20 protein-coding genes are annotated in these 22424 nt (G+C 70.5%); 9 read left to right on the top strand and 11 right to left on the bottom strand.

Annotated elements, in window-relative coordinates; all coding sequences use genetic code 11:
• On the top strand, positions 1-422 hold a 422-nt coding region (locus C665_RS10615), incomplete at its 5' end, for a LytR/AlgR family response regulator transcription factor (protein WP_004308691.1).
• 6 nt (positions 423-428) lie between these two features.
• On the opposite strand, the gene ppc is transcribed toward C665_RS10615, so the two are convergent.
• On the bottom strand, positions 429-3191 hold the full coding sequence (gene ppc, locus C665_RS10620) for a phosphoenolpyruvate carboxylase (RefSeq protein ID WP_004308693.1): 2763 nt from the start codon (positions 3189-3191) through the stop codon (positions 429-431).
• 257 nt (positions 3192-3448) lie between these two features.
• On the opposite strand from ppc, the gene hemC reads away from it, so the two are divergent.
• The 4 genes from hemC (at position 3449) to C665_RS10640 (ending at position 7901) form a co-directional block, all read left to right on the top strand.
• Complete coding sequence (hemC, locus tag C665_RS10625) at positions 3449-4381, top strand: hydroxymethylbilane synthase (RefSeq protein ID WP_004308695.1); 933 nt, start codon at positions 3449-3451, stop codon at positions 4379-4381.
• 92 nt (positions 4382-4473) lie between these two features.
• Entirely contained in the window at positions 4474-5208 is a 735-nt protein-coding gene (locus tag C665_RS10630) for a uroporphyrinogen-III synthase (RefSeq protein ID WP_004308696.1), read from the top strand.
• A 10-nt stretch (positions 5209-5218) separates the two neighbouring features.
• A complete protein-coding gene (locus tag C665_RS10635; RefSeq protein ID WP_012585014.1) occupies positions 5219-6697 on the top strand; it encodes a uroporphyrinogen-III C-methyltransferase in 1479 nt (492 codons plus the stop codon).
• 10 nt (positions 6698-6707) lie between these two features.
• Entirely contained in the window at positions 6708-7901 is a 1194-nt protein-coding gene (locus tag C665_RS10640) for a heme biosynthesis HemY N-terminal domain-containing protein (RefSeq protein WP_004308699.1), read from the top strand.
• A gap of 73 nt (positions 7902-7974) precedes the next feature.
• On the opposite strand, the gene hemF is transcribed toward C665_RS10640, so the two are convergent.
• The 6 genes from hemF to C665_RS10670 all read right to left on the bottom strand — a co-directional run bounded on the left by hemF (position 7975) and on the right by C665_RS10670 (position 14848).
• Positions 7975-8883: an oxygen-dependent coproporphyrinogen oxidase gene (gene hemF / locus C665_RS10645; RefSeq protein WP_004308701.1), complete on the bottom strand. Its 909-nt coding sequence runs from the start codon at positions 8881-8883 to the stop codon at positions 7975-7977.
• Between the two features lie 133 nt (positions 8884-9016).
• Positions 9017-10297 (bottom strand): phosphoribosylamine--glycine ligase, encoded by a 1281-nt coding sequence (purD, locus tag C665_RS10650; protein WP_004308702.1) that lies wholly within the window; start codon positions 10295-10297, stop codon positions 9017-9019.
• A gap of 34 nt (positions 10298-10331) precedes the next feature.
• Positions 10332-11921 (bottom strand): bifunctional phosphoribosylaminoimidazolecarboxamide formyltransferase/IMP cyclohydrolase, encoded by a 1590-nt coding sequence (gene purH, locus C665_RS10655; protein ID WP_004308704.1) that lies wholly within the window; start codon positions 11919-11921, stop codon positions 10332-10334.
• A gap of 46 nt (positions 11922-11967) precedes the next feature.
• A complete protein-coding gene (locus C665_RS10660) occupies positions 11968-12204 on the bottom strand; it encodes a helix-turn-helix domain-containing protein (protein ID WP_004308706.1) in 237 nt (78 codons plus the stop codon).
• Positions 12201-13241, bottom strand: a complete 1041-nt coding sequence (gene dusB, locus C665_RS10665) for a tRNA dihydrouridine synthase DusB (RefSeq protein WP_004308708.1) — start codon at positions 13239-13241, stop codon at positions 12201-12203. The genes C665_RS10660 and dusB overlap by 4 nt, the downstream gene beginning before the upstream one ends.
• Positions 13242-13699: 458 nt before the next feature.
• Positions 13700-14848: a trans-sulfuration enzyme family protein gene (locus C665_RS10670; protein ID WP_004308709.1), complete on the bottom strand. Its 1149-nt coding sequence runs from the start codon at positions 14846-14848 to the stop codon at positions 13700-13702.
• Between the two features lie 148 nt (positions 14849-14996).
• Here C665_RS10670 and C665_RS10675 point away from each other — a divergent pair, with 148 nt between their 5' ends.
• Genes C665_RS10675 through C665_RS10685 form a run of 3 tightly spaced genes read left to right on the top strand, consistent with a single transcriptional unit; the run spans position 14997 to position 17508 of the window.
• The gene (locus tag C665_RS10675) at positions 14997-16025 is read left to right on the top strand and encodes a methionine ABC transporter ATP-binding protein (protein WP_004308711.1); all 1029 of its coding nucleotides are present in this window, start codon (positions 14997-14999) and stop codon (positions 16023-16025) included.
• A complete protein-coding gene (locus tag C665_RS10680; protein WP_004308713.1) occupies positions 16025-16684 on the top strand; it encodes a methionine ABC transporter permease in 660 nt (219 codons plus the stop codon). Before C665_RS10675 ends, C665_RS10680 begins: the two co-directional genes overlap by 1 nt.
• Positions 16685-16707: 23 nt before the next feature.
• Positions 16708-17508: a MetQ/NlpA family ABC transporter substrate-binding protein gene (locus C665_RS10685; protein ID WP_004308714.1), complete on the top strand. Its 801-nt coding sequence runs from the start codon at positions 16708-16710 to the stop codon at positions 17506-17508.
• 217 nt (positions 17509-17725) lie between these two features.
• On the opposite strand, the gene C665_RS10690 is transcribed toward C665_RS10685, so the two are convergent.
• The 4 genes from C665_RS10690 to C665_RS10705 form a co-directional block, all read right to left on the bottom strand.
• Positions 17726-18937, bottom strand: coding sequence for an FAD-dependent monooxygenase (locus tag C665_RS10690; protein ID WP_004308715.1), 1212 nt, complete (start codon positions 18935-18937; stop codon positions 17726-17728).
• Positions 18930-20273: an aminopeptidase P N-terminal domain-containing protein gene (locus C665_RS10695; protein ID WP_012585017.1), complete on the bottom strand. Its 1344-nt coding sequence runs from the start codon at positions 20271-20273 to the stop codon at positions 18930-18932. The genes C665_RS10690 and C665_RS10695 overlap by 8 nt, the downstream gene beginning before the upstream one ends.
• 8 nt (positions 20274-20281) lie before the next feature.
• The gene (gene murU / locus C665_RS10700; protein WP_004308718.1) at positions 20282-21001 is read right to left on the bottom strand and encodes an N-acetylmuramate alpha-1-phosphate uridylyltransferase MurU; all 720 of its coding nucleotides are present in this window, start codon (positions 20999-21001) and stop codon (positions 20282-20284) included.
• 79 nt (positions 21002-21080) lie between these two features.
• A complete protein-coding gene (locus C665_RS10705; RefSeq protein ID WP_004308719.1) occupies positions 21081-22121 on the bottom strand; it encodes an aminoglycoside phosphotransferase family protein in 1041 nt (346 codons plus the stop codon).
• Between the two features lie 21 nt (positions 22122-22142).
• On the opposite strand from C665_RS10705, the gene C665_RS20965 reads away from it, so the two are divergent.
• Positions 22143-22424 (top strand): hypothetical protein (locus C665_RS20965; RefSeq protein ID WP_245537155.1); only part of this gene is annotated, 282 nt, incomplete at its 3' end.

Consider the following 22424-nt stretch of genomic DNA (forward strand, 5'->3'; position numbering starts at 1 on the left):
CGCTCGAGCGCGTACGCGCGCGCCGCGCGCCGCCGGCGGCCGACGTGCTGGCCACGCTGGCGACGCGCGCGCGTCGCCACTTCAGTGTCGCGGAGTGCGGCCGCATTCTGCTGGTGCCGGTGGCCGAGGTGCGCTATCTGCGTGCCGAGCTCAAGTACGTCACCGCGCGCACCGCGGCGCGCGAGTATGTGCTCGACGAGTCGCTGGTGCAGATCGAGCAGGAGTTTCCGCGCAGTTTCCTGCGCCTGCACCGCAACTGCCTGGTCGCGTTCGCCGCGGTGGCGGGTGTGGAGCGGGCAGCGGAGCGGGATGGACAGAAGGAGGCCGAGCCGCGCTGGGAGGTGCTGTTGCGCGATCTGCCCGAGCGTCTGCCGGTGAGCCGGCGGCAGTGGCCGGCGGTGCGGCAGGCGCTCGGCCTGTAAGACGGCTCAGCCGCTGTTGCGCAAGCCCGCGGCGATGCCGTTGATGGAGATGTGGATGCCGAGCCGGATGCGCTCGTCGATGCCGCCCGCCTCGGCGGCGTCGCGGTGGCGGCGCAGCAGCTCGACCTGGACGTGGTTGAGCGGGTCGAGGTAGGGGAAGCGGTTGCGGATCGAGCGCTTGAGCAGCGGGTTGGCGTCGAGCAGCTCGCTCTGGCCGGTGATCCGCAGCACCGCCCCGACCGTGGCCTGGTGCTCGGCGCGGATGCGCCCGAAGATCGTGTCGCGCAGCGCCGCGTCCTTGACCAGCTCGGCGTAGCGGCTGGCGATCGCGAGGTCGGTCTTGGACAGCACCATGTCCATGTTCGACAGCAGGGTCTGGAAGAAGGGCCATTCCATGTTCATGCGCTGCAAGAGCGCCAGGCCGTCGTCCGGGTTGGCGGTGAGGAAATCGCGCACCGCGCTGCCGAAGCCGTACCAGCCCGGCAGCATCACCCGGCACTGCGACCAGCTGAACACCCAGGGGATCGCGCGCAGGTCCTCGATCGCGGTGCTCTTCTTGCGCGAGGCCGGGCGGCTGCCGATATTGAGCGCCGCGATCTCGCTGATCACGGTCGACTCCCAGAAGTAGCGCTCGAAACCCTCGGTCTCGTAGACCAGGCCCCGGTAGGCCGCGAAGGCCGCGTCCGAGAGCGCCTGCATGGCGTCGAGGAAGGCGGGCGGCGTCGGGCTGGCGCTGGCCGGGCGCAGGCTGGACTCGAGCGTGGCGGCGACCAGCACCTCGAGGTTGCGTCGGCCGACTTCCGGATTGCCATATTTGGCGCCGATCACCTCGCCCTGTTCGGTGAGGCGGATCTGCCCCTGCACCGCGCCCTCGGGCTGGGCGAGGATGGCCTGGTAGCTCGGGCCGCCGCCGCGGCCCACCGAGCCCCCGCGGCCGTGGAAGAGGCGCAGGCGCACGCCGTGGCGCGCGAAGGTTTCGACCAGCTCGCCCTCGGCCTTGTAGAGCGCCCAGCCCGAGGTCAGGAAGCCGCCGTCCTTGTTGCTGTCGGAGTAGCCGAGCATGACCTCCTGGGTGTGGTCGCGCGCTTCGAGCAGTCCGCGGTAGGCGGGGATCGAGAAGATGCGCGCCATGACGCCTGCGGCGTTCTCGAGGTCGCCGATGGTCTCGAAGAGCGGCACGATGTTCACGTCGAGCGCGTTCTCGAGCGGGCGCAGGAGGCCCGCCTCCTTCAGCAGTACCGCGAGTTCGAGCAGGTCGGAGACGTCGTCGGTCTTGGAAATGATGCAGTTGCGGATCGCCGCCGTGCCGTAGCGCAGGTGGGCCTGGCGGGCGGCGCGGAAGATCGCCAGCTCGCCCTCGGTCTCGTCCGTGTAGCGGACGTGCGGCGAGGCGAGCGGGCGCGCGGTGGCGAGTTCTTCGAGCAGCAGCGCACAGCGCGCGTCCTCGTCGAGGCTGGCATAGGCGGTGCCGGGGCAGGCGCGTTCGAGCAGCTCGGCGACCGTGCGTTCGTGCACATCCGAGTTCTGGCGCAGGTCGAGCGGGGCGAGATGGAAGCCGAACACCTTCACCGCGCGGCGCAGGTGGCGCAGCCGCCCGCGCGTGAGCGCGCCCGAGCCGTTGGCGGCGAGCGAGCGGTGCAGCACCTCGAGGTCCTCGGCGAGCGCGGCCGCGCTCGGGTAGGGCTGGGCGGCGGCGACCGCGTGGCGTAGCGGGTCGTGGCCAAGCAGGCTGCGGTAGGTGGCGGCCAGGCGCGCGTAGATGCCCGAGATCGCGCGCCGGTAGGGCTCGTCGCTGCGATGCGGCGAGTGGTCGGGCGAGGCCTCGGCAAGCGCGAGCAGGGCATCGGAGGCCGAGACCAGGCCGATGCCGAGCGAGAGCTGCGAGCCCAGGATGTGCAACTCGTCCAGATAATGCCCGAGCGCGACCGCGCACTGCATGGCGAGCGCGCGCTCGAGCACCTCGGCGGTGACGAAGGGGTTGCCGTCGCGGTCGCCGCCGATCCAGCTCCCCACCTGCACGAAGGCGGCGAGCTCGGGCGTGCCCAGCGCCCGGTCGGCGGCGGCGAGACGGTCCTCCAGGCTGGCGTAGAGCCGTGGCAGTTCGCGCAGGAAGGTGGTCTCGAAGTAGGACAGGCCGTTGTTGACCTCATCGATCACCGACAGCTTGGCGGTGCGCAGCATGCGCGTCTGCCACAGCGTCAGCACCGCGCGACGCAGCGCCTCGTCGTTGGCCTCGGCCTCCTCGGGGGTGAGCTGCATGCGGTCGCGCGCGTCCAGGAGCCGCGCGATCACGGTCTCGCAGTTGAGGATGCTCTTCCTCTGCACCTCGGTGGGGTGGGCGGTGAGCACCGGCGACACCAGCGCGCCGTCGAAGAAGCCGGCCAGCGCCGCGGGGTCGGCCGCACCGCTGTCGAGCGCGCGCTCGAGCGCGTGCGCCAGGCTGCCCTCGCGCGGTGCCGAGCCGGCGATCAGGTGCGCGCGCGAGCGCCGGATGTGGTGCTGGTCCTCGGCGATGTTGGCCAGGTGGGAGAAATAGCTGAAGGCGCGCACCACCTGGATGGTCTGCTCGCGTGACAAGGCGTCGAGGATGTCCTCCAGCTCGCGGCGCGCGGCGATGTCGTCGTCGCGGCGGAAGCGCACCGAGTTCTGGCGGATGCGTTCGATGAGGCCGAATGCGGCCTCGCCCTGCTGGTCGCGCACGGTGTCGCCGAGCAGGCGGCCGAGCAGGCGGATGTCGTCGCGGAGGGGGGCGTCCTTGTCCTGGTTCATTCTTTCGTTTCGGAATTCGATTGGAGGGGAGAGCGGAGCTTACCGCAAGCGGGTCGCTTTCCTGCCCGTTTCGGGTCGATCCCCGGTGCTGCCGTCTTTCGCGCCGGCTGCCCGGTGGGAGGCGGCGCGGCCGGCCCGCGTGCTAGAATGCGCCCAGTCGTGCGGACGCATTCAGCATTCTGTCATGTTGCGATGCATCATCCTGGCGCCCGTCGCCTCCGCACCTGTGCCCCCGTTTTTCCAGGTGAATCCCGATCGTGAGTCAAAGCAGCCCCGAGCGCATCGTCATCGCAACCCGTGAGAGCCGTCTCGCCCTGTGGCAGGCCGAGCACATCAAGGCACGCCTCGAGGCGCTCCACCCCGGCTGCCGGGTCGAGCTGCTCGGCATGACCACGCGTGGCGACCAGATCCTCGATCGTCCGCTCGCGAAGGTCGGCGGCAAGGGGCTGTTCGTCAAGGAGCTCGAGACCGCGCTGCTCGACGGCCGCGCAGACATCGCCGTGCATTCGATGAAGGACGTGCCGATGGTGATGGAGCCGGAGTTCGCGCTGCCCTGCATCACCGCGCGCGAGGTCCCGCTCGACGCCTTCGTCTCCAGCCGCTACGAGAGCCTCGCCGACATGCCCCCGGGTGCCGTGGTCGGGACCTCCTCGCTGCGCCGCGAGTCGCAGATCCACGCGCAGTATCCCTTCCTCGGCGTCACCAGCCTGCGTGGCAACCTCGATACCCGCCTGCGCAAGCTCGACGAGGGCCAGTACGACGCCATCATCCTCGCCGCCGCCGGCCTCACGCGGCTCGGCCTGGGCGAGCGCATCCGCTCGGTGATGCCGGCCGAGGTCTCGTTGCCCGCGGCCGGGCAGGGCGCGCTCGGCATCGAATGCCTGTCCGCGCGCGCGGACGTGATCGGCTGGCTGCAGCCGCTCGTCGATGCCGACACCACCGCGTGCGTCCTCGCCGAGCGCGCGGTCGCACGCGCGCTCGCCGGCAGCTGCGAGGTGCCGCTGGGCGCCTACGCGGTGATGCGCGAGGGGCGGCTGTGGTTGCGCGGCTTCGTCGCGCGCCCCGACGGCAGCACCATCGTGCGCGCCGAACGCGAGGGCGCGCCGGCCGAGGCCGAGGCGCTCGGGCGCGCGCTCGCCGACGACCTGCGGGCGCAGGGCGCGGAAGCGATCCTCGCCGAGCTCGGCTGAGCGGACGGCAAGGGAGGCGCGCGGTGACGACCCCGGCGGCAGCTTCCGATCTCCGGTCCGTGCGTCCCCTCGCCGGGCGCACCCTCGTCGTCATGCGCCCGCGCGAGCAGGCCGAAAGCCTGTGCGCCCGCCTCGAGGCCGCCGGCGGGCGTGCGCTGCGCTTTCCGGTGATCGCGGTCGGTCCGGCGCTCGATCCGGCGCCGCTGCAGGCCATCGTTGGCCGCCTCGACGAGTTCGACCTCGCCTTCTTCGTCAGCCCCAACGCGGTCGACCACGCCATGCGCGCGATCCTGCCGCAGCGCACCTGGCCCGCCCGCCTTCGTGTCGCCACCGTGGGCAAGGGCAGCCAGCGCGTGATGCAGGACTGGGGCTTCGCGAACGTCATCGCGCCGCAGGACGGTTTCGACAGCGAGGCCGTGATCGCCCTGCCCGAATTCGCCGCCGACGCGGTGCGCGGGCGCAAGGTGCTGATCTTCCGTGGCGACGGCGGCCGCGAACTGCTCGCCGACACCTTGCGCGAACGCGGCGCGAGCGTGGAATATGTCACCTGCTACCGACGCCATTGTCCCGAGGCCGATCCCGCGCTGCTGCTCGGGCCAGCGGCGCGGGGCGAGCTCGACGGCCTGCTGCTGACCAGCAGCGAGGGCGTACGCAATCTGGAATGGATGCTCGGCACGGAGGGGCTCGCCGCCCTGCACGCCGTGACGGTGTTCGCCACGCACCCGCGCATCGTCGCGCAGGCGCGTGCGGCCGGTTTCGAACGGGTGGTCGAGACGCCGGCCGGAGACGACGGTTTGATGCAGGCCCTAGAAAGCCATTTTGCCTAGACGTGGAACCATGAGACAAGAAAATCCCGCTCTGACCCAGCCGCCGCCGGCGACGTCCGCATCGCCGGCCCCGGAGGAGACCCGACCCGTCATCGAGGAGGTGGGCGTGCCCGAGGCACCGCCCGCAGCCGAGGTGGATCCCGCGGCGCGCGGCGCTGCGAGCGAGGGCGATCCGGTCGCCCCCGCCGCACGAACGGCGAACGCCGCCGAGGAGCAGCCCGCTCGCAGTCCCGCCGCGTGGTGGGCGCTGCTGCTGGCGCTGATCGCCGTCGGCGTGGCCGGCTGGTCGATCTGGCAGGCTCGCGAGATGCGCCTGCAGACGGGACAGCTGCGCGCGGAGGTCGCCAGCCGTCTCTCCGATGGCGAGACCATCGCCACCGAGGCGCGCGGGATGATGCGCCAGCAGCAGGAGGTCATCGCCTCGCTGCAGGGCAAGCTCGGTGCGCTCGAATCCAGGGTCGAGACCACACAGGGCCAGGCCGAGGCGCTCGAGGCGCTTTACCAGGAGTTCTCGCGCAGCCGCGAGGACGGCGTGCTCGCCGAAGTCGAGCAGGCCGTCGCGCTGGCCTCTCAGCAGCTGCAGATCGCGGGCAACGTCGAGGCCGCGCTGATCGGCCTGCAGGAGGCCGAGGCCCGGTTGGCGATCCACGATCGCGGCCAGCTCGCCACCCTGCGCCGTGCGCTCGTGCGCGACATCGAGGAGCTGCGCCTGCTGCCGGTGCTGGATGTTTCCGGCCTCAGCCTGCGCCTGGAGCTGATGCTCGAGCGTGCGGACACGCTGCCGCTCGCCTTCGAGAGCCCGCTGCCGGCTGCCGCTGCGGTGGGCGCGGAGATGGGGCCTGCCGATGGCGGTGGCTTCGTGGGCTGGATGGCCGGTGTGTGGCGCTTCGCGCAGAACGTCGCGGCCGATGCCTGGAGCGAGATCCGCACCCTGATCCGCGTCGAGCGCCTCGACCAGGAAGATCCGGTGCTGCTCGCGCCCGAGCAGAACACCTTCCTGCGCGAGAACCTCAAGATGCGCCTGCTCACCGCGCGCCTCGCGCTGATGGCGCGCGACGGCCGCAGCTACGCAGCCGATCTTGCCCAGGCCCGCCAGTGGTTGGAGCGTTTCTACGACCTGCGCGACGAGCGGGTGCAGGCCGCGCTCGGCGAGTTGAAGCAACTCGAGGCGGTGAAGGTGCGCTACGCGCCGCCCGATCTGAGCGAGACCTTCAGCGCCTTGCGCAGCGTGCAGTCGCGCGCTGGCCGCAGCGGCGCGGATGCGCGCGGCGCTGCCGCGCCTGCGCAGGCAGCGCCTGCAGCCGCTGCCGCGCCCGCTCCTGCGTCCGCCCCTGCCGAAGCGCCCGTGGCGACTGCCGAGACCCCGGCATCCGCAGCCCAGGGAGCGGCGAACCAGCCTGCCGCTGCCGAGGCGCAGCCTGCTGCGCCGGCCGAGCAGGCGCCTGCGGGCTCCGTGACCGACGCTGCCGCCCCGGCGGCGAGCCAGTGAGGGCCGAACGATGCGCGCACTGATCTGGCTGATCGGCATCTTCGCCCTCGCCGTCGGCGTGACGATGCTGGCCGGCGTGAATGACGGCTACGTTCTCGTCGTGCTGTCGCCGTGGCGGGCCCAGGTTTCGCTGAACCTCTTCATCGTGGTGCTGGTGGTGGGCGTCGCCCTCATCCACCTGCTGCTGCGCATGGTGACCCGTACCGTGCAGCTGCCCGGCCGGGTGGCGCGCTGGCGCGAGCGCCGGCGTCGCGACAAGGCCGACCGGGCGCTGCACGGTTCGGTGACGGCGCTCTTCGAGGGGCGTTACTCGGAAGCCCTCAAATCCGCCTCGACCGCCTATTCGGCGAGCGATGGTTCGCCGATGGCCGCGCTGGTCGCAGCGCGCGCCGCCTACGGCCTGCAGGACGACACCCGCTACCGCGAGTGGCTGGACCACGCCGCCGAACAGGGCAAGGAGAGCGAGGTGGCCCGCCTGATGACCGAGGCCGAGCTCGCCATCGATGCCCGCCAGTTCGAGCTCGCGGCGGCACGCCTGGCGCAACTGCGCGAGACGGGGCAAAAGCACATCGCGATGCTGCGCCTGGAGAGCAAGGTGGCCTACGAGCTCGGGCGCTGGGAAGAGCTGGTGAACAACGTGCGCCAGCTGCGCAAGCACAAGGCTTTGACCGCGGAGCAGGCTGCGCCCGCGCTGCGTCGTGCCCACGTCGAGCGCATGCGCCAGCTCGTGGGTGATGCGTCCGCCTTGCTCGGGTACTGGCAGGAGATTCCCTCCGAGGAGCTTGCCGACCGGGGGCTGATCAAGGAGGTGCTGCCGCTGATGGCGCGCGCGGGTCAGGCGATGCACATGCGCGCGCAGACCGAGACCTTGCTCGACGAGCAGTGGGACAGCGATCTGGCGCGCCTGTACGCGAGCTGTGCGAACACCATGGACGACACCAACGCTTGTCTGCACAAGGCCGAAGCCTGGCTGGAGAAGCAGCCGCGCGACGCGGGCCTGCTGTTCGCCCTCGGCCAGCTTTGCCGTCGGGTGGAGCTATGGGGCAAGGCGCAGAGCTATCTCGAGGCCTCGTTGAGCGTCGACCCGCAGGTCGGCACCCATCTGGCGCTCGCGCATCTCTTCGAGACCCTGGAGCGCCGTGACGAGTCCCAGCGCCACTACCGCGCCGCGGCCGAGAAGATGGCGGTCGGCGCGCTGGCCTGAGCGAAGAATCACGCAGAGAGATCCCGGGGCCGCGAGGCCCCGTTTTTTTGTCCGCTGCTCGCGATCCGACAAATCAGGCCCAAGCGCGCGGGACGAGGAATTCCTCGTACAGCCTGGCCTCGGGCGAGCCCTCCTGCGGGCGCCAGTCGTAGCGCCACTTCACCACCGGCGGCATCGACATCAGGATGGATTCGGTGCGTCCGCCCGACTGCAGGCCGAACAGCGTGCCGCGGTCGAAGACGAGATTGAACTCGACGTAGCGGCCGCGCCGGTAAGCCTGGAAGTCGCGTTCGCGCTCGCCGTAGGGGATGTCGCGGCGGCGCTCGACGATGGGCAGGTACCCACCCAGGAAGGCCTCGCCCACCGCCTTGGTGAGGCCGAAGGCGGTGTCGAAACCGGTCTTTCCGTCGGCGCCGAGGTCGTCGAAGAACAGCCCGCCCACGCCGCGCGGCTCGTTGCGGTGCTTGAGGAAGAAGTAGCGGTCGCACCAGTCCTTGAGGCGGGCGTATTCGGCCTCGCCGCCCCAGGGTAGCACCGCCGCCTTGCAGCTGCGATGGAAGTGGCGCACGTCCTCCTCGAAGGGGTAGTAGGGCGTCAGGTCCATGCCGCCGCCGAACCACCACACCGGATCCTTGCCTTCGGCCAGCGCGACGAAGCAGCGCACGTTCATATGCACGGTGGGGCAATACGGATTGCGCGGATGCAGCACCAGCGACACGCCCATGGCCTCGAAGCGGCGGCCGGCGAGCTCGGGGCGATGCGCCGTGGCCGAGGCGGGCATGCCGTCTCCCATCACGTGCGAGAAGTTCACCCCGCCGCGCTCGAAGAAATTGCCGTCCTCGATCACTCGGGTGAGGCCGCCGCCACCGCCCGGGCGGTCCCAGCCGTCGCTGCGGAAGGCCTGGCCGTCGAAGGCCTCGAGGCGCTCGACGATGTGGCGCTGCAGCTCGGTGAACCAGGGTTTGACGCTGCGTGGATCCATGCGGGACCTCCGTGGCATTGGCGCGCCAGCGCCCCGCGAGAGCTTCGCGCGCGGACGTCGGCGCTGGGTGAGAGCTACGCCGTCGCTCGCGGAGGCGGAGACGGCGATGGGGCGCCTGCACGGCGCCCGGCGATCAGGCGGTCTTGCGGCCGATCGCGCGGTGGCCGATGTCGCGGCGGTACTGGCGGCCTTCGAAGACGATGCCGTCGGCGACCTCGTAGGCGCGCTTCTGCGCGCTGCGCACGTTGTCGCCGAGCGCGGTCACGCACAGCACGCGCCCGCCGGCAGTGACGACCTGGCTGTCCTGCAGCGCGGTGCCGGCGTGGAAGACATGCACGTCCTCCTGCTCGGAGGCGGGCAGCCCGGTGATGACGTCGCCCTTGCGCGGGCTCTCCGGGTAGCCTGCAGCGGCGAGCACCACGCCGAGCGCGAAGCGGCGGTCCCACTCGGCCTCGGTCTGGTCGAGCTTGCCGGCGATGGCGGCTTCGATCAGATCGGCGAGATCGGTCTTCAGACGCATCATGATCGGCTGCGTCTCGGGATCGCCCATGCGACAGTTGAACTCGACCACGCGCGGCTTGCCCTCGCCGTCGATCATCAGCCCGGCGTAAAGGAATCCGGTGTAGGGCAGGCCCTCGGCGGCCATGCCGGTCAGCGTCGGGTTGATGACCTCGCGCATCACGCGCGCATGCACGTCGGGGGTGACCACCGGGGCGGGCGAGTAGGCGCCCATGCCGCCGGTGTTGGGGCCCTGGTCGCCGTCGTGCAGGCGCTTGTGGTCCTGGCTGGTGGCGAGCGCGAGCGCGTGCTTGCCGTCGGCCATGACGATGAAGCTGGCCTCCTCGCCCTCCATGAACTCCTCGATGACGACGCGCGCACCCGCATCGCCCATCCGGTTGTCGAGCAGCATCATGTCGATCGCGGCGTGCGCCTCGTCGGCCGTCATCGCCACCACCACGCCCTTGCCCGCGGCCAGGCCGTCGGCCTTGATCACGATCGGCGCACCCTCGGCGTCGACGTAGGCGTGTGCGGCGGCGGCATCCGCGAAGGTCTGGTACTTCGCGGTCGGGATGTTGTGGCGGACGAGGAACTGCTTGGCGAAGTCCTTCGAGCTCTCGAGCTGGGCGGCGGCCTTGGTCGGACCGAAGATCGGCAGGCCGGCGGCGCGGAAGGCATCGACCACGCCAGCCGCCAGCGGCGCCTCGGGGCCGACCACGGTGAAGGCGACGTGCTCGTGCTTGGCGAGCTCGACCAGCACCTTGATGTCGGTGACGGGAACGTTCTGCAGCAGCTTTTCGGCAGCGGTGCCGGGGTTGCCCGGCGCCACCAGCACGCGGGTGACCTTGGGCGACTGGGCAAGTTTCCAGGCCAGCGCGTGTTCGCGGCCGCCGGAACCGATGACGAGGACTTTCATGTGCTGCTCCGAAGCTCTGCTGGGGTGGTCGTTCTTAGTGACGGAAGTGACGGAAGCCGGTGAACACCATGGCGATGTCCTGCTCGTTGGCTGCCGCGATCACCTCTTCGTCGCGCATCGAGCCGCCGGGCTGGATCACCGCGGTCGCACCCGCCTGGGCGAGCACGTCGAGGCCGTCGCGGAAGGGGAAGAAGGCGTCCGAGGCGACCACGCAGCCGGCGATCTGCAGACCGGCGTTCTCGGCCTTGATCCTGGCGATGCGCGCCGAGTCGACGCGGCTCATCTGGCCGGCACCGACGCCGATGGTCATGCCGTCCTTGCAGTACACGATGGCGTTGGACTTGACGTACTTGGCCACGCGCCAGGCGAAGAGCATGTCGCGCATCTCGGCTTCCGTCGGCGCCCGCTTCGTGACGACCTTGAGGTCCGCGATCTGGATGCGGGCCTCGTCGGCGCTCTGCACCAGCAGGCCGCCACCGACGCGCTTGTAGTCGAAGGCACCGGCAGGCTGTCCGAGCGCGCAGGTGAGCACGCGCACGTTCTTCTTGCTCGCGAGCAGCTCGAGCGCGTCGGCGGTGTAGGACGGCGCGATCAGCACCTCGAGGAACTGTGCCGACACGGCCTCGGCCGCGGCACGGTCGACCTCGCCGTTGAACGCGATGATGCCGCCGAAGGCCGAGGTGGGGTCGGTGGAAAAGGCCTTCTTGTAGGCCTCGAGCGGGCTGGCGGCGACGGCCACGCCACAGGGATTGGCGTGCTTGACGATGACGCAGGCCGCCGCCGAGCCGTCGAAGGCCTTCACGCATTCCCACGCCGCGTCGGCGTCGGCAATGTTGTTGTAGGACAGCTCCTTGCCCTGCAGCTGGGTGTAGCCGGCCACGCCGCCCTCGGCCGCGCCGGGCTGGCGGTAGAAGGCCGCGGTCTGGTGCGGGTTCTCGCCGTAGCGCAGGTCCTGCACCTTGTCGAAGGCGAGCTGCAGGCGCTCGGGGTAGGTCTGCAGCGACACGTCGCCGGCCTCGTTGGTGACGAGCGCGGTGAGGTAGTTGGAGATCGCCGAGTCGTAGCGCGCGGTGTGGGTGAAGGCCTTCACCGCGAGCGCGAAGCGGGTCTTGTGGCTGAGCTTGCCGGCGTTGGCCTCGAGCTCTTCGATGATGCAGCCGTAGTCCTCGGGGTCGGTGACGATGCCGACGCCGCCCTGCTCGTTGCCGTGGTTCTTGGCCGCGGCGCGCACCATGGTGGGGCCGCCGATGTCGATGTTCTCGATCGCGTCTTCCAGCGTGCAGTCGGGCTTGGCCACGGTCTGCTGGAAGGGGTAGAGATTGACCACCACCAGGTCGATGCGGCCGATGTCGTGGGCGGCGATGGTGTCCATGTGTTCGGCGAGATCGCGGCGGGCGAGGATGCCGCCATGCACCTTCGGGTGCAGGGTCTTGACCCGGCCGTCCAGCATCTCGGGGAAGCCGGTGTGCTCGGAGACGTCGGTCACCGGCAGGCCGGCCTCGCGCAGCAGGCTGGCGGTGCCGCCGGTCGACAGCAGCTTGATGCCGAGCGCGGAGAGCTTGCGGGCGAAGTCGAGCACGCCACGTTTGTCGGAGACGCTGATCAGGGCTTGGGTCACGTTCATCGTTGGGCCGGAAGCGGAAGGATGGAGGAAAAGGGGAAGCACCCGCTCAGAGCAGGTCGTATTCGGTCAGCTTGCGCCGCAGCGTGTTGCGGTTGATGCCGAGCATCTCGGCGGCCACGGTCTGGTTGCCCCTGGCCTGCTGGAGGACGAAGGCCAGCATCGGACGCTCGACGTTGCGGATCACCATGTCGTGGATCGCCGCCGGCTTCTCGCCGTCGAGGTCGCGGAAATACTGGTCGAGGGTGCGGACGACGGCGTCCGCGATCTCGTTGCTGCGGCTCATGCTGCGAGTTCCTGCGGATATTCGGCGTGCGGCGCGCGCTCGTGCTCGTAGCTCAGGCGGGCGCCGACCTCGGCGAGTTGGCCGAAGAAGTCGTCCACCGCGGCGAGCTGGGCGGGAATGTCGGGGATCTGGTTCATCGCGCGGCGGAAGGCCGCCGAGCCCACCAGGCCCTTGGTGTACCAGGAGATGTGCTTGCGCGCGATCTTGACGCCGCGGTCGTCGCCGTAGAAGGCGTAGAGGTCGGCGAGGTGCTCGCGGCACACCTGGTGGATCTCGCTCACCAGCGGCGGCGGCAGGAGCTCGCCGGTGGCGAGGAAATGCTCGATCTCGCGGAAGATCCACGGCCGGCCCTGCGCCGCGCGCCCGATCATGACGCCGTCGGCGCCGGTGTAGTCGAGCACGTGCTTGGCTTTCTGCGGGCTGCCGATGTCGCCGTTGGCGATCACCGGGATGTTCACGAGGGTCTTGACGTGGGCGATGGTGTCGTACTCCGCCTCGCCCATGTACTGGTCGGCCCGGGTACGGCCGTGGATGGCGATGGCGCGGATGCCGGACTCCTCGGCGATGCGCGCGATCGTCGGCGCGTTCTTGTTGGCGCGGTTCCAGCCGGTGCGGAACTTGAGCGTGACTGGGGTATCGGGCACCGCCTTGACTACGGCCTCGAGGATGCGCGCGACCAGCGGCTCGTCCTGCATCAGCGCCGAGCCGGCCATCACGTTGCACACCTTCTTGGCCGGGCAGCCCATGTTGATGTCGATGATCTGCGCGCCGTTGTCGGCGTTGAACTTCGCGGCTTCGGCCATCATCGCCGGATCGGCGCCGGCGATCTGCACCGAGATCGGATCGACCTCGCCGGTATGGTCGGCGCGGCGGCGGGTCTTCTCGCTGCCGTAGAGCAGCGAATTGGAGGTGACCATCTCGGATACGGCGACGCCTGCGCCCAGCTTTTTGCAGAGCTGGCGGAAGGGGCGGTCCGTCACGCCGGCCATGGGGGCGACGAAGAGGTTGTTGCGCAGGGTGAAGCCGGCAAACTGCATGGTTGGAAGGACGAGGGGAAACAAAGCATTTTACCCTATCGATCCTGGCCGTGCGCTTGTTGGGGCGCGTGTGCAACACGCTGATGCTGCGCAGCTCCCTGGAGGCGCCTGTCGGGCGCACGACGGATGGTGCGTCGGGCGTGGCGCGCTCTGCGTGTCGTGGTGTGCGCGGAGGCAGGGGGCGGTGAGTGCGAAAGGGCAACTGCTGCAGTGCGCGGCGCGGGGCCGGGGTGGGGGTCGCCGCCTGCCCTCGCGGCCCTTCGCTGCGCTGCGGGCTGCCCTCGGCGGAGGACGTCGCGGGGGCGGCGACGCAAACTCGGCGCTGCGCGCCTCAAACATGCGTCGCCTTGATTCCCCCGCGACGACCTCCGCCTCGGCGCTCGTGAAGTTGGCGACCCCCACCCCGGCCCCGCGACCGCAAACGTGGGGGCGGCTTGCGGACGAAACCCGCTCGGGCTTCAGGGCTCGTTTGCTTGCTGCAGCGCCTGTTCGAGGTCGGCGATCAGGTCGTCGCTATCTTCGATGCCCACCGAGAGGCGCAGCAGGTCGAGCGGGCAGCGCGTGCCCGGACCCTCGATCGGGCCGCGGTGCTCGATCAGGCTCTCGACCGAGCCGAGCGAGGTCGCGCGGCGGAAGATCTTCACCGCGCCGGCGACCCGGCGTGCGGCATCCTCGCCGCCTCTCACGCGCAGCGACAGCATGGCGCCAAAGCCGCCTTCCATCTGGCGGCAGGCGATGTCGTGACCGCGGTGCGAGGGCAGGCCGGGGTAGAGCACGGCGAGCAGCGCCGGGTGATGTTCGAAATGCTGCGCGATGCGCAGCGCCGAGGCGGCAGCGGTGCGCACGCGGGGAAAGAGCGTGCGCAGGCCGCGGTTGAGCAGCCAGGCTTCGAACGGGCCGAGCACCGCGCCGCCGGCGGCCCGTGCGGTCTTGATGCGCGCCCAGAAGTCGTCCTCGGCGCGCGTCACCAGAACGCCGGCGACCACGTCCGAGTGGCCGTTCAGATATTTGGTCGCCGAGTGCATCACCACGTCGGCCCCGAGCGCCAGCGGCCGGGTGAAGACCGGGGTCGGCACGGTGGAGTCCACCACCAGGCGCGCGCCCGCGGCGTGGGCGAGTTCGGCGGCGCGCGCGATGTCGAGGATTTCCCAGGTCGGGTTTGCGGGCGTCTCCACCCACACCAGGTCGGCCGGGCGCTGCAGCAGTGCGGCGAGCTCCGCGGCGTCGGCGTAGAAATCGAGCGCGATCTGCCAGTTGGCGGCAAAGCCGATCATCCAGTTGCGCAGCGACCAGTACATGTCGTGCGGCGCGACGATGCGCGCGCCCGGCTTCAGCGCCAGCAGCACCGCAGAGGCCGCGGCCATGCCGGAGGCGAACAGCGCCGCTCGAGCGCCGCCTTCCAGCTCGCACAGCAGGGCCTCGGCGGGGTCGTAGGCCGGGCTGGCGTCGCGCGCGTAGATGCGCCCGCCGGGCAGGCTGCCGTCCTCGGCGCGCTCGAAGGTGGTCGCCAGGTGGATCGGCGGCACGATGTCGCGGTGCGGCATCGGGGTGGCGCCCGTGCCCTGGGCGGCGAGGGTGGCAGGGGAGAGCTTGGCGTCGTGCTGCATGATGCGCGGTCCTTCGGGCGGGGGATGCGGTGAGGATGAGCAGGAGGGCGGGTGCCCGGGTGGCGGCGAGCCTACAAGTTCCCCGTAGTGGTGTCGAGTCCGGGCTGCGGGTAAGATCTCAGGCTTTTTTCCAGTCCGGAAAGCTCCCGTGATCCGCATCGAAAACCTGCGCAAGACCTACCGTGCCGCCGACGGCCGCGAGGTGGAGGCGCTCGCCGACATCGAGCTCGAGATCGGCGCCGGCGAAGTGTTCGGCATCATCGGCCGCTCGGGCGCGGGCAAGAGCACGCTGATCCGTACCCTCAACCTGCTCGAACGCCCCTCGGCCGGGCGCGTGCTGATCGACGGCGAGGACATCACCACGCTCGACAGCGAGGGCCTGTACGCGCTGCGTCGGCGCGTCGGCATGATTTTCCAGCACTTCAACCTGCTCGGCGCCAAGACCGTCGCCGACAACATCGACTGGCCCCTGAAGGCGACCGGGCACACGAATGCCGCCGAGCGTGCGGAGAGGGTGAAGGAGCTGCTCGCGCTGGTCGGACTGTCCGAGCAGGGGCACAAGTATCCGTCGCAACTGTCGGGCGGGCAGAAGCAGCGCGTGGGCATCGCGCGCGCGCTCGCCAACCGGCCGCAGATCCTGCTGTGCGACGAGGCGACCTCGGCGCTCGACCCCGAGACCACCCAGTCCATCCTGCGCCTGCTGCTCGACATCAACCGCCAGCTCGGCCTCACGATCGTGCTGATCACCCACGAGATGCAGGTCATCCGCACCATCTGCGACCGCGTCGCGGTGATCGACGGCGGGCGCATCGTCGAGTCGGGCAGGGTGGCCGACGTCTTCCTGCACCCGCGGCATCCGGTCACGCGCAGCATGGTGGCGCAGAGCGACGCGCTCGCCGCGGCGAGCTTCGATCCGGCGCACGCCTACATGAAGGACAAGCTGCGCGGCACGCTGGTGCGCCTGACCTACATCGGCGACGTCACCTACCAGCCCATCCTGAGCCGCATCATGGCGGGCGCGAAGGTGCAGATCACGATCCTGCAGGGCGAGGTCTCGAGCATCAAGGACGTCCCCTTCGGCCAGCTGCTGCTCGAGCTCGAGGGCAGCGAGGACGACATCCGCGAGGTGTTCGCCGAGCTCGACCGCCACCAGATCCACCACGAGGTGCTGCAGTAATGGACCTGTCCGTCATCGACTGGAGCGACATCTGGATCGCGACCTGGGAGACCCTGGTCATGACCGGGGTGTCGCTGCTCTTCACCATCCTGCTCGGCCTGCCGCTGGGCATCCTGCTGTTCGTCACCGCCAGGCGCCAGCTGCTGGAGCAGGGCTTCGTCTATACGGTGCTGTCCTTCGTGGTCAACGTGCTGCGCTCGGTGCCCTTCCTGATCCTCTTGATCGTGATGATCCCGGTCACGGTGATCCTGATCGGCACCTCGCTCGGGGTCGAGGGCGCGATCCCGCCGCTGGTGGTGGGCACCGCGCCCTTCTTCGCGCGCCTGGTCGAGAACGTGCTGCGCGAGGTCGACCGCGGCGTCATCGAGGCCTGCCAGGCGATGGGCATCCGCACGCATCGCATCATCTTCGGCGCGCTGCTGCCCGAGGCCCTGCCCGGGCTGATCGCCGCGGTCACCGTGACGGCGATCACCTTGATGTCCTATGCTGCGATGTCCGGCGTGATCGGCGGCGGCGGCCTCGGCGACCTCGCGATCCGTTTCGGCTATCAGCGCTTCCAGACCGAGGTGATGGTGATCACCGTCGCCCTGCTGGTCGTGCTCGTCCAGATCATCCAGTACTCGGGCGACCGCCTGGTGCTGTATTTCACCCGCAAGTGATCCCCACGAAGGAGACTTCAACGATGTCGTTTACCCTGCGCAAACTTCTGGCGGCCGCCCTCGGCACGCTCACCCTGGCCGCCGGCACCGCCGCCGTGGCCGCCGACCGCCTGGTCATCGCCGCCACCCCGGTGCCGCACGCCGAGATCCTCGAGTTCGTCAAGCCGATGCTGGCCAAGGAGGGCGTGGAACTCGAGATCAAGGTGTTCACCGACTACGTCCAGCCCTCGATGCAGACCAACGAGAAGCGCGTCGACGGCAACTTCTTCCTGCACCAGCCCTACCTCGACGCGTTCAAGCAGAAGCAGAAGAACGACATCCAGACCGTGGTCGCCAAGGTCCACGTCGAGCCGCTGGGCGCCTACTCGGCCAAGCACAAGTCGGTGGCCGCCATCCCCGAGGGCGCGACGGTGGCGATCCCGAACGATCCGTCCAACTCGGGCCGCGCGCTGCTGCTGATGGCCAGGAACGGCCTCATCACGCTGAAGGACCTGAACAACATCTCGGCCACCCAGAAGGACATCGCCGACAACCCGAAGAAGCTCAAGATCCGCGAGCTCGAGGCTGCGACCCTGCCGCGCGTGCTCAACCAGGTCGACCTGGCGGTGATCAACACCAACTACGCGATCGAGGCCAAGCTCAACCCGGTCAAGGACTCGCTGTTCATCGAGGACGCCACCTCGCCCTACGCCAACCTGCTGGTGGCGCGCGAGGACAACGCGACCAGCCCGGCGATCAAGAAGCTCGCCGCCGCGCTGAACTCGCCCGAGGTCAGGCAGTTCCTCTCCGACAAGTACCAGGGCGCGGTGGTGCCGGCGTTCTGATCGGTCGAGCCGCGGCGGTCTTGCAGGAGCGACGCGCGTCGCGACCGGCGGTGCCGGATGCGACCGGCGTTGGCGGGCGCGCAGCGGCTGCAATCGCGACTCGCGTCGCTCCCACGATCGACATCTGTCCGCGCGCCAAGTTGCGGTGGTTCTCGTAGGAGCGACGCAAGTCGCGATTCGGGCGGCGCGTGAACCGCGGTGCTGCGGCCGCCCGGCATCACGGCCAGGCGCGTGCCCCGAACATCATGCGGCGTGCGACGAAGTTGCGCAGCGGTGGAATCAGGTCGAGGGCGAACAGCGCCGCGCCGCGCGCATGCCGCAGCGGTGCGAAGTCGTTGCTGAACACCCGCACCAGGGTGTCGGTGAAGCGCATCGTGCCGAGGCGGTCCAGGCCGCGGGCGTTCGCATAGCCTGCGAGGATGGAAGCGGCGCCGGCGTCGAATGGGCTCGCAGCCGGGTCGTCGGAACGCTGTCGAGCCGCCTCGCTTGCGCGCAGCAGCGCGTCGGCGAGCGCCCACACATCCCGCAGCGCGAGGTTGAAGCCCTGTCCCGCGACCGGGTGCAGGGTCTGCGCCGCGTTGCCGAGCCACACCGTGCGCTGGGCGATGGTCGAGCGCCGGTAGCGCAGCACCAATGGATAGCGCAGGCGCGGGCCGACGCCGGTCAGGCGCGCGCGGCCGCCGATGTGGGCCTGCAGGCGGGCGAGGTAGGCGGCATCGTCGAGCGTCAGCAGTTCGTCGGCCGTCTCGGGGCGGGCGACATGCACCAGCGCGTAGCCCTCGCCCTTGGGCAGCAGCGCCACCGGACCCTGCGGGGTGAAGCGCTCGAAGGCGGTGTGGCGATGGCCGCCCGCGACCTGCACGTCGGCGATGAGCGCGTGCTGGCCGTAGTCGTGCTCGACCACGTTGGGGTCGCCCGCGCGCAGGCCACCCTCGGCGCAGGCCGCCAGGCGGGCGCGCAGCGTGGGGGCGGGGCGGCCGGTGTCCGCGAGGCTGGCGATCACGTCGTCCTCGCCCGCGGCCAGGTTGGTGATCTCGGTCTCGTCGAACACCGGGATGCCGGCCGCGTCTACCGCCTTGCGCAGGGCCGTGGCGAGCGCGCCTGCCGAGGCGACGTAGCCGAGCGCGGGCAGCTCGTGCTCGGCGGCGTCGATCAGGGTGCGGCCGAGCCCGCCCTGGTGCGAGATGTGGATGTGCTGGATCGCCGTGGTCGGCAGCCCATCCCAAACGCCGAGGCGCTGCAGCGTGAGCCGGGTGCCGTGGGCGAGCGCGAGGTCGCGCGGGTCGCGCGCCACCGCCTCGCGCGCGCGCGCGTCGGCGAGCACGATGTCGAGCCCGGCGTCCTTCAATGCCAGCGCGAGCGCCAGGCCGACCGGGCCGGCGCCGACGATCAGCAGGTCGTGGACATGGTCGGGCGCGTCGTCAGCCATGACGGGCGTCCCGCATCAGGGCCTCGATGTCCGCAACCGCCTTGGGCGCGTCCTCGGTGATCAGCGCGCAGCCGTCGGCGGTGACGATCGCGTCGTCCTCGATGCGGATGCCGATGTTCCAGAAGGCCTCGGGCACGTCCTCGGCCGCGCGGATGTAGCAGCCCGGCTCGATGGTCAGCACCATGCCCTCGACCAGCGGCCGCCATTCGCCGCCGAGCTTGTATTCGCCGGCGTCGTGCACGTCCATGCCCAGCCAGTGGCCGGTGCGGTGCATGTAGAAGCGGCGATAGTCGCCGTTCTCGAGCACGCCGTCCAGGCTGCCCTGGAGGAGACCGAGGTCGAGCATGCCCTGGGCGAGCACCTTCACCGCGGCGTCGTGCGGCTGGTTCCAGTGCGCGCCGGGGCGGGTGGCCTCGCGCGCCGCGGCCTGGGCGGCGAGCACGAGCTCATAGACCGCGCGCTGCGGACCTGAGAAGCGGCCGCTCACCGGGAAGGTCCGGGTGATGTCGGAGGCGTAGCCGTCGAGCTCGCAGCCGGCGTCGATCAGCAACAGGTCGCCGTCATTGAGGCGCTGGTCGTTGTCGACGTAGTGCAGCACGCAGGCATTGGCGCCGCCGGCGACGATGCTGGTGTAGGCGGGGGCCTGGCTGCCGGCGGCGCGGAAGGCGTGCAGCAGCTCGGCCTCGATCTCGTACTCGTGCCGGCCCGGGCGGGTGGCGCGCATCGCGCGGCAGTGGGCGGCGGCGGAGATCTGTGCTGCCTGGCGCATGGTGGCGAGCTCGGACGCGTCCTTGACCAGGCGCATCTCGTCGAGCTCGGCGCGCAGGTCGCGCACCGAGTGCGGCGGGGTGAGGCCGGTGCGGGCCTTGTCACGCACGGCGTTGAGCGCGCCGAGTACGCGCGCGTCCCAGTCGTTGTCGTAGCCGAGGCTGGTCCACAGCAGGGGCTGGTCGGCGAGGTAGTCGGGGAGGCGTTTTTCGAGGTCGCCGATGGTCCACGCCTCGTCGAAGCCGAAGGCCGCGCGCGCGGCCTCGGGGCCCCAGCGGTAGCCGTCCCAGATCTCGCGTTCCTCGTTCTTCTCGCGGCAGAAGAGGATCTGCTTCGTCTCCTTGCCCGCCACCAGCACGACCACGGCCTCGGGTTCGCGGAAGGCACTGAGGTAGTAGAAGTAGCTGTCGTGGCGGTAGGCGTAGTGGGCGTCGCGGTTGCGCACGCGCTCGGGGGCGGTGGGCAGGATGGCGACGCCGCCGCCGGCGGCCTGCATGCGCTGCAGCAGGCGGGCGCGGCGGGCGCGGAAGGGGGTGGTGTCCATGGGGGCGGTGCCGGGTGCGTTCATGGTTGAAATTATGTCACGGGGCGCACGCGGGGGCGGGTCGGCGGGGCGTTCCCTGTGCCCTCCAGTTCCCGATCGAGTTCCGCCAGGCGCCGCGGGGTGCCAACGTCGATCCAGCGCCCGGCGTGGTGCCGGCCGGTGACCTGGCCCGCGTTCATCGCCGCGCGCAGCAGGGGGGCGAGTTTGGCGGGGGTGTCGTCGGCGAGGGCGGCGAACAGGGCGGGATGGTAGGCGCCGAGCCCGGAGAAGGTGAGCCGTGGGGCGCCTTCGGCGTGGAGCAGGCCGGCGGCATCGAGGTGGAAGTCACCTTTCGGGTGGTGCTCGGGGTTGTCCACCAGCAGCAGGTGGGCGAGCGGGCCGTCGGCGTGCAGGCCTTCGGCGGCGGCGCGCAGGGACGTGAAGTCGGCGTCGCAGAACACATCGCCGTTGACCACGACGAAGGGCTGGTCGCCGAGCAGCGGCAGGGCGTGGCGGATGCCGCCGGCGGTTTCCAGCGCGCTGGCTTCCGGCGACCACGCGATACGCACGCCGAAAGCCGCGCCGTCGCCGAGCGCTTCTTCGAGCCGGTGGCCGAGGTGGGCGTGGTTGATCACGAGATCGCGGAAGCCGGCGGCGCGCAGTCGTTCGATGTGCCACACGATCAGCGGCTTGCCGCCCGCCTCGAGCAGCGGCTTGGGGGTGTGGTCGGTGAGCGGGCGCATGCGCTCGCCGCGACCGGCGGCGAGGATCATCGCTCGGGTCATGGTGTCTCGGCTGAAGGGGGCATGGGCAGGCGCAGGCTGGCGCCGCGTTGGGGCCGCGGCGCGCCGTTCAGAAGGTGTAGCCGACCTGGGTCTCCTCGGGTTCGAGGCGGTCGAGCAGCTTCAACAGCGGGCCGAGGTCGCGCCAGCGCTTGCATGCGCGGCGCAGGTAATCCATGACCAGCGGCATGTCGGCGAGGTAGCCGTCCTTGCCGTCGCGGTGGTACAGGCGCGCGAAGATGCCGAGCACCTTGATGTGGCGCTGCACGCCCATCCACTCGAAGTCGCGGTGGAAGTCGGAGAACTCCGCCCGCACCGGCAGGCCGAGCTTCTTCGCGGTCTCCCAGTAGCGGATCAGCAGGTCGAGGATGAACTCCTCGTCCCAGCGGATGTAGGCGTCCTTGAACAGCGACACCAGGTCGTAGCTGATCGGGCCGTAGACCGCGTCCTGAAAGTCGATGATCCCGGGGTTGGCGCCGCGGCCTTCGGCGGGGTCGAGCAGCATCAGGTTGCGCGAGTGGTAGTCGCGATGCACGAAGACCTGCGGCTCGGCGAGGTTGACCGCGAGGATGCGCTCGAACGCCGTGTTCAGCATCGCCGTCTCGGCCTCGGTGAGCGCGACGCCCTTGTGGCGGGCGATGTACCACTCGGGGAAGAGCTGCAGCTCGCGCAGCAGCAGGGCGCGGTCGTACTCGGGCAGCACGCCGGGGCGGCTGGCGCACTGGATGGCGGCGAGCGCGCCGAGGGCGTCGGCGTACAGGTGATGTGCGGTTCGGACGGCTTGCGGCGCATCGTCCTGCGTCTTCAGGGCTTGCAGGTAGGTCGTCGAGCCGAGGTCGGAGAGCAGCAGGAAGCCCTGCTCGAGATCGTGCGCGAGCACGTCCGGCACGTGGGCGCCGGCGGCGCGGAAAAGCTCCGCGACGTGCAGCCAGGGGCGCACGTCCTCCTTCTCGGGCGGGGCGTCCATGACGACGCGCGAGGGACTGCCGTCGGCGAAGGTGGCGCGGAAGTAGCGCCGGAAGCTGGCGTCGGCCGAGGCCGGGGCGAGTTCGAAGGACTGGCCGGGCAGGACACTGGCGAGCCAGGTCCGGAGTTGTTCGAGGCGATGCAAACCGGATCTCCGCGGGGGTTCGTGTACAATCCGCGAGTTTATCAACACGGTGGTTCGGGTGGGCAGTCGCGCACCGCGAACGACGGCAAGGGCTTGATCCGCATGCTTCCGAATACGCGCATTCGACTGATTCCACTGCTCCTGCTGGGCCTGTCGGGCGCTGCATTCGCGCAAACCATGCCCGCGCTTCGGGTGGCGCCCGAGCTGCTGCGCCAGGCGTCGCCGGCCACGCCGGAGCGACCCGCGACGCCGGTGCAGGCCTCCCCCGCGGCGGCCTCTGCCACGCCACCCCCGGCCGCACCC

Origin of the sequence: Thauera aminoaromatica S2 (genome assembly GCF_000310185.1) — a bacterium.
GTDB lineage: Bacteria > Pseudomonadota > Gammaproteobacteria > Burkholderiales > Rhodocyclaceae > Thauera > Thauera aminoaromatica.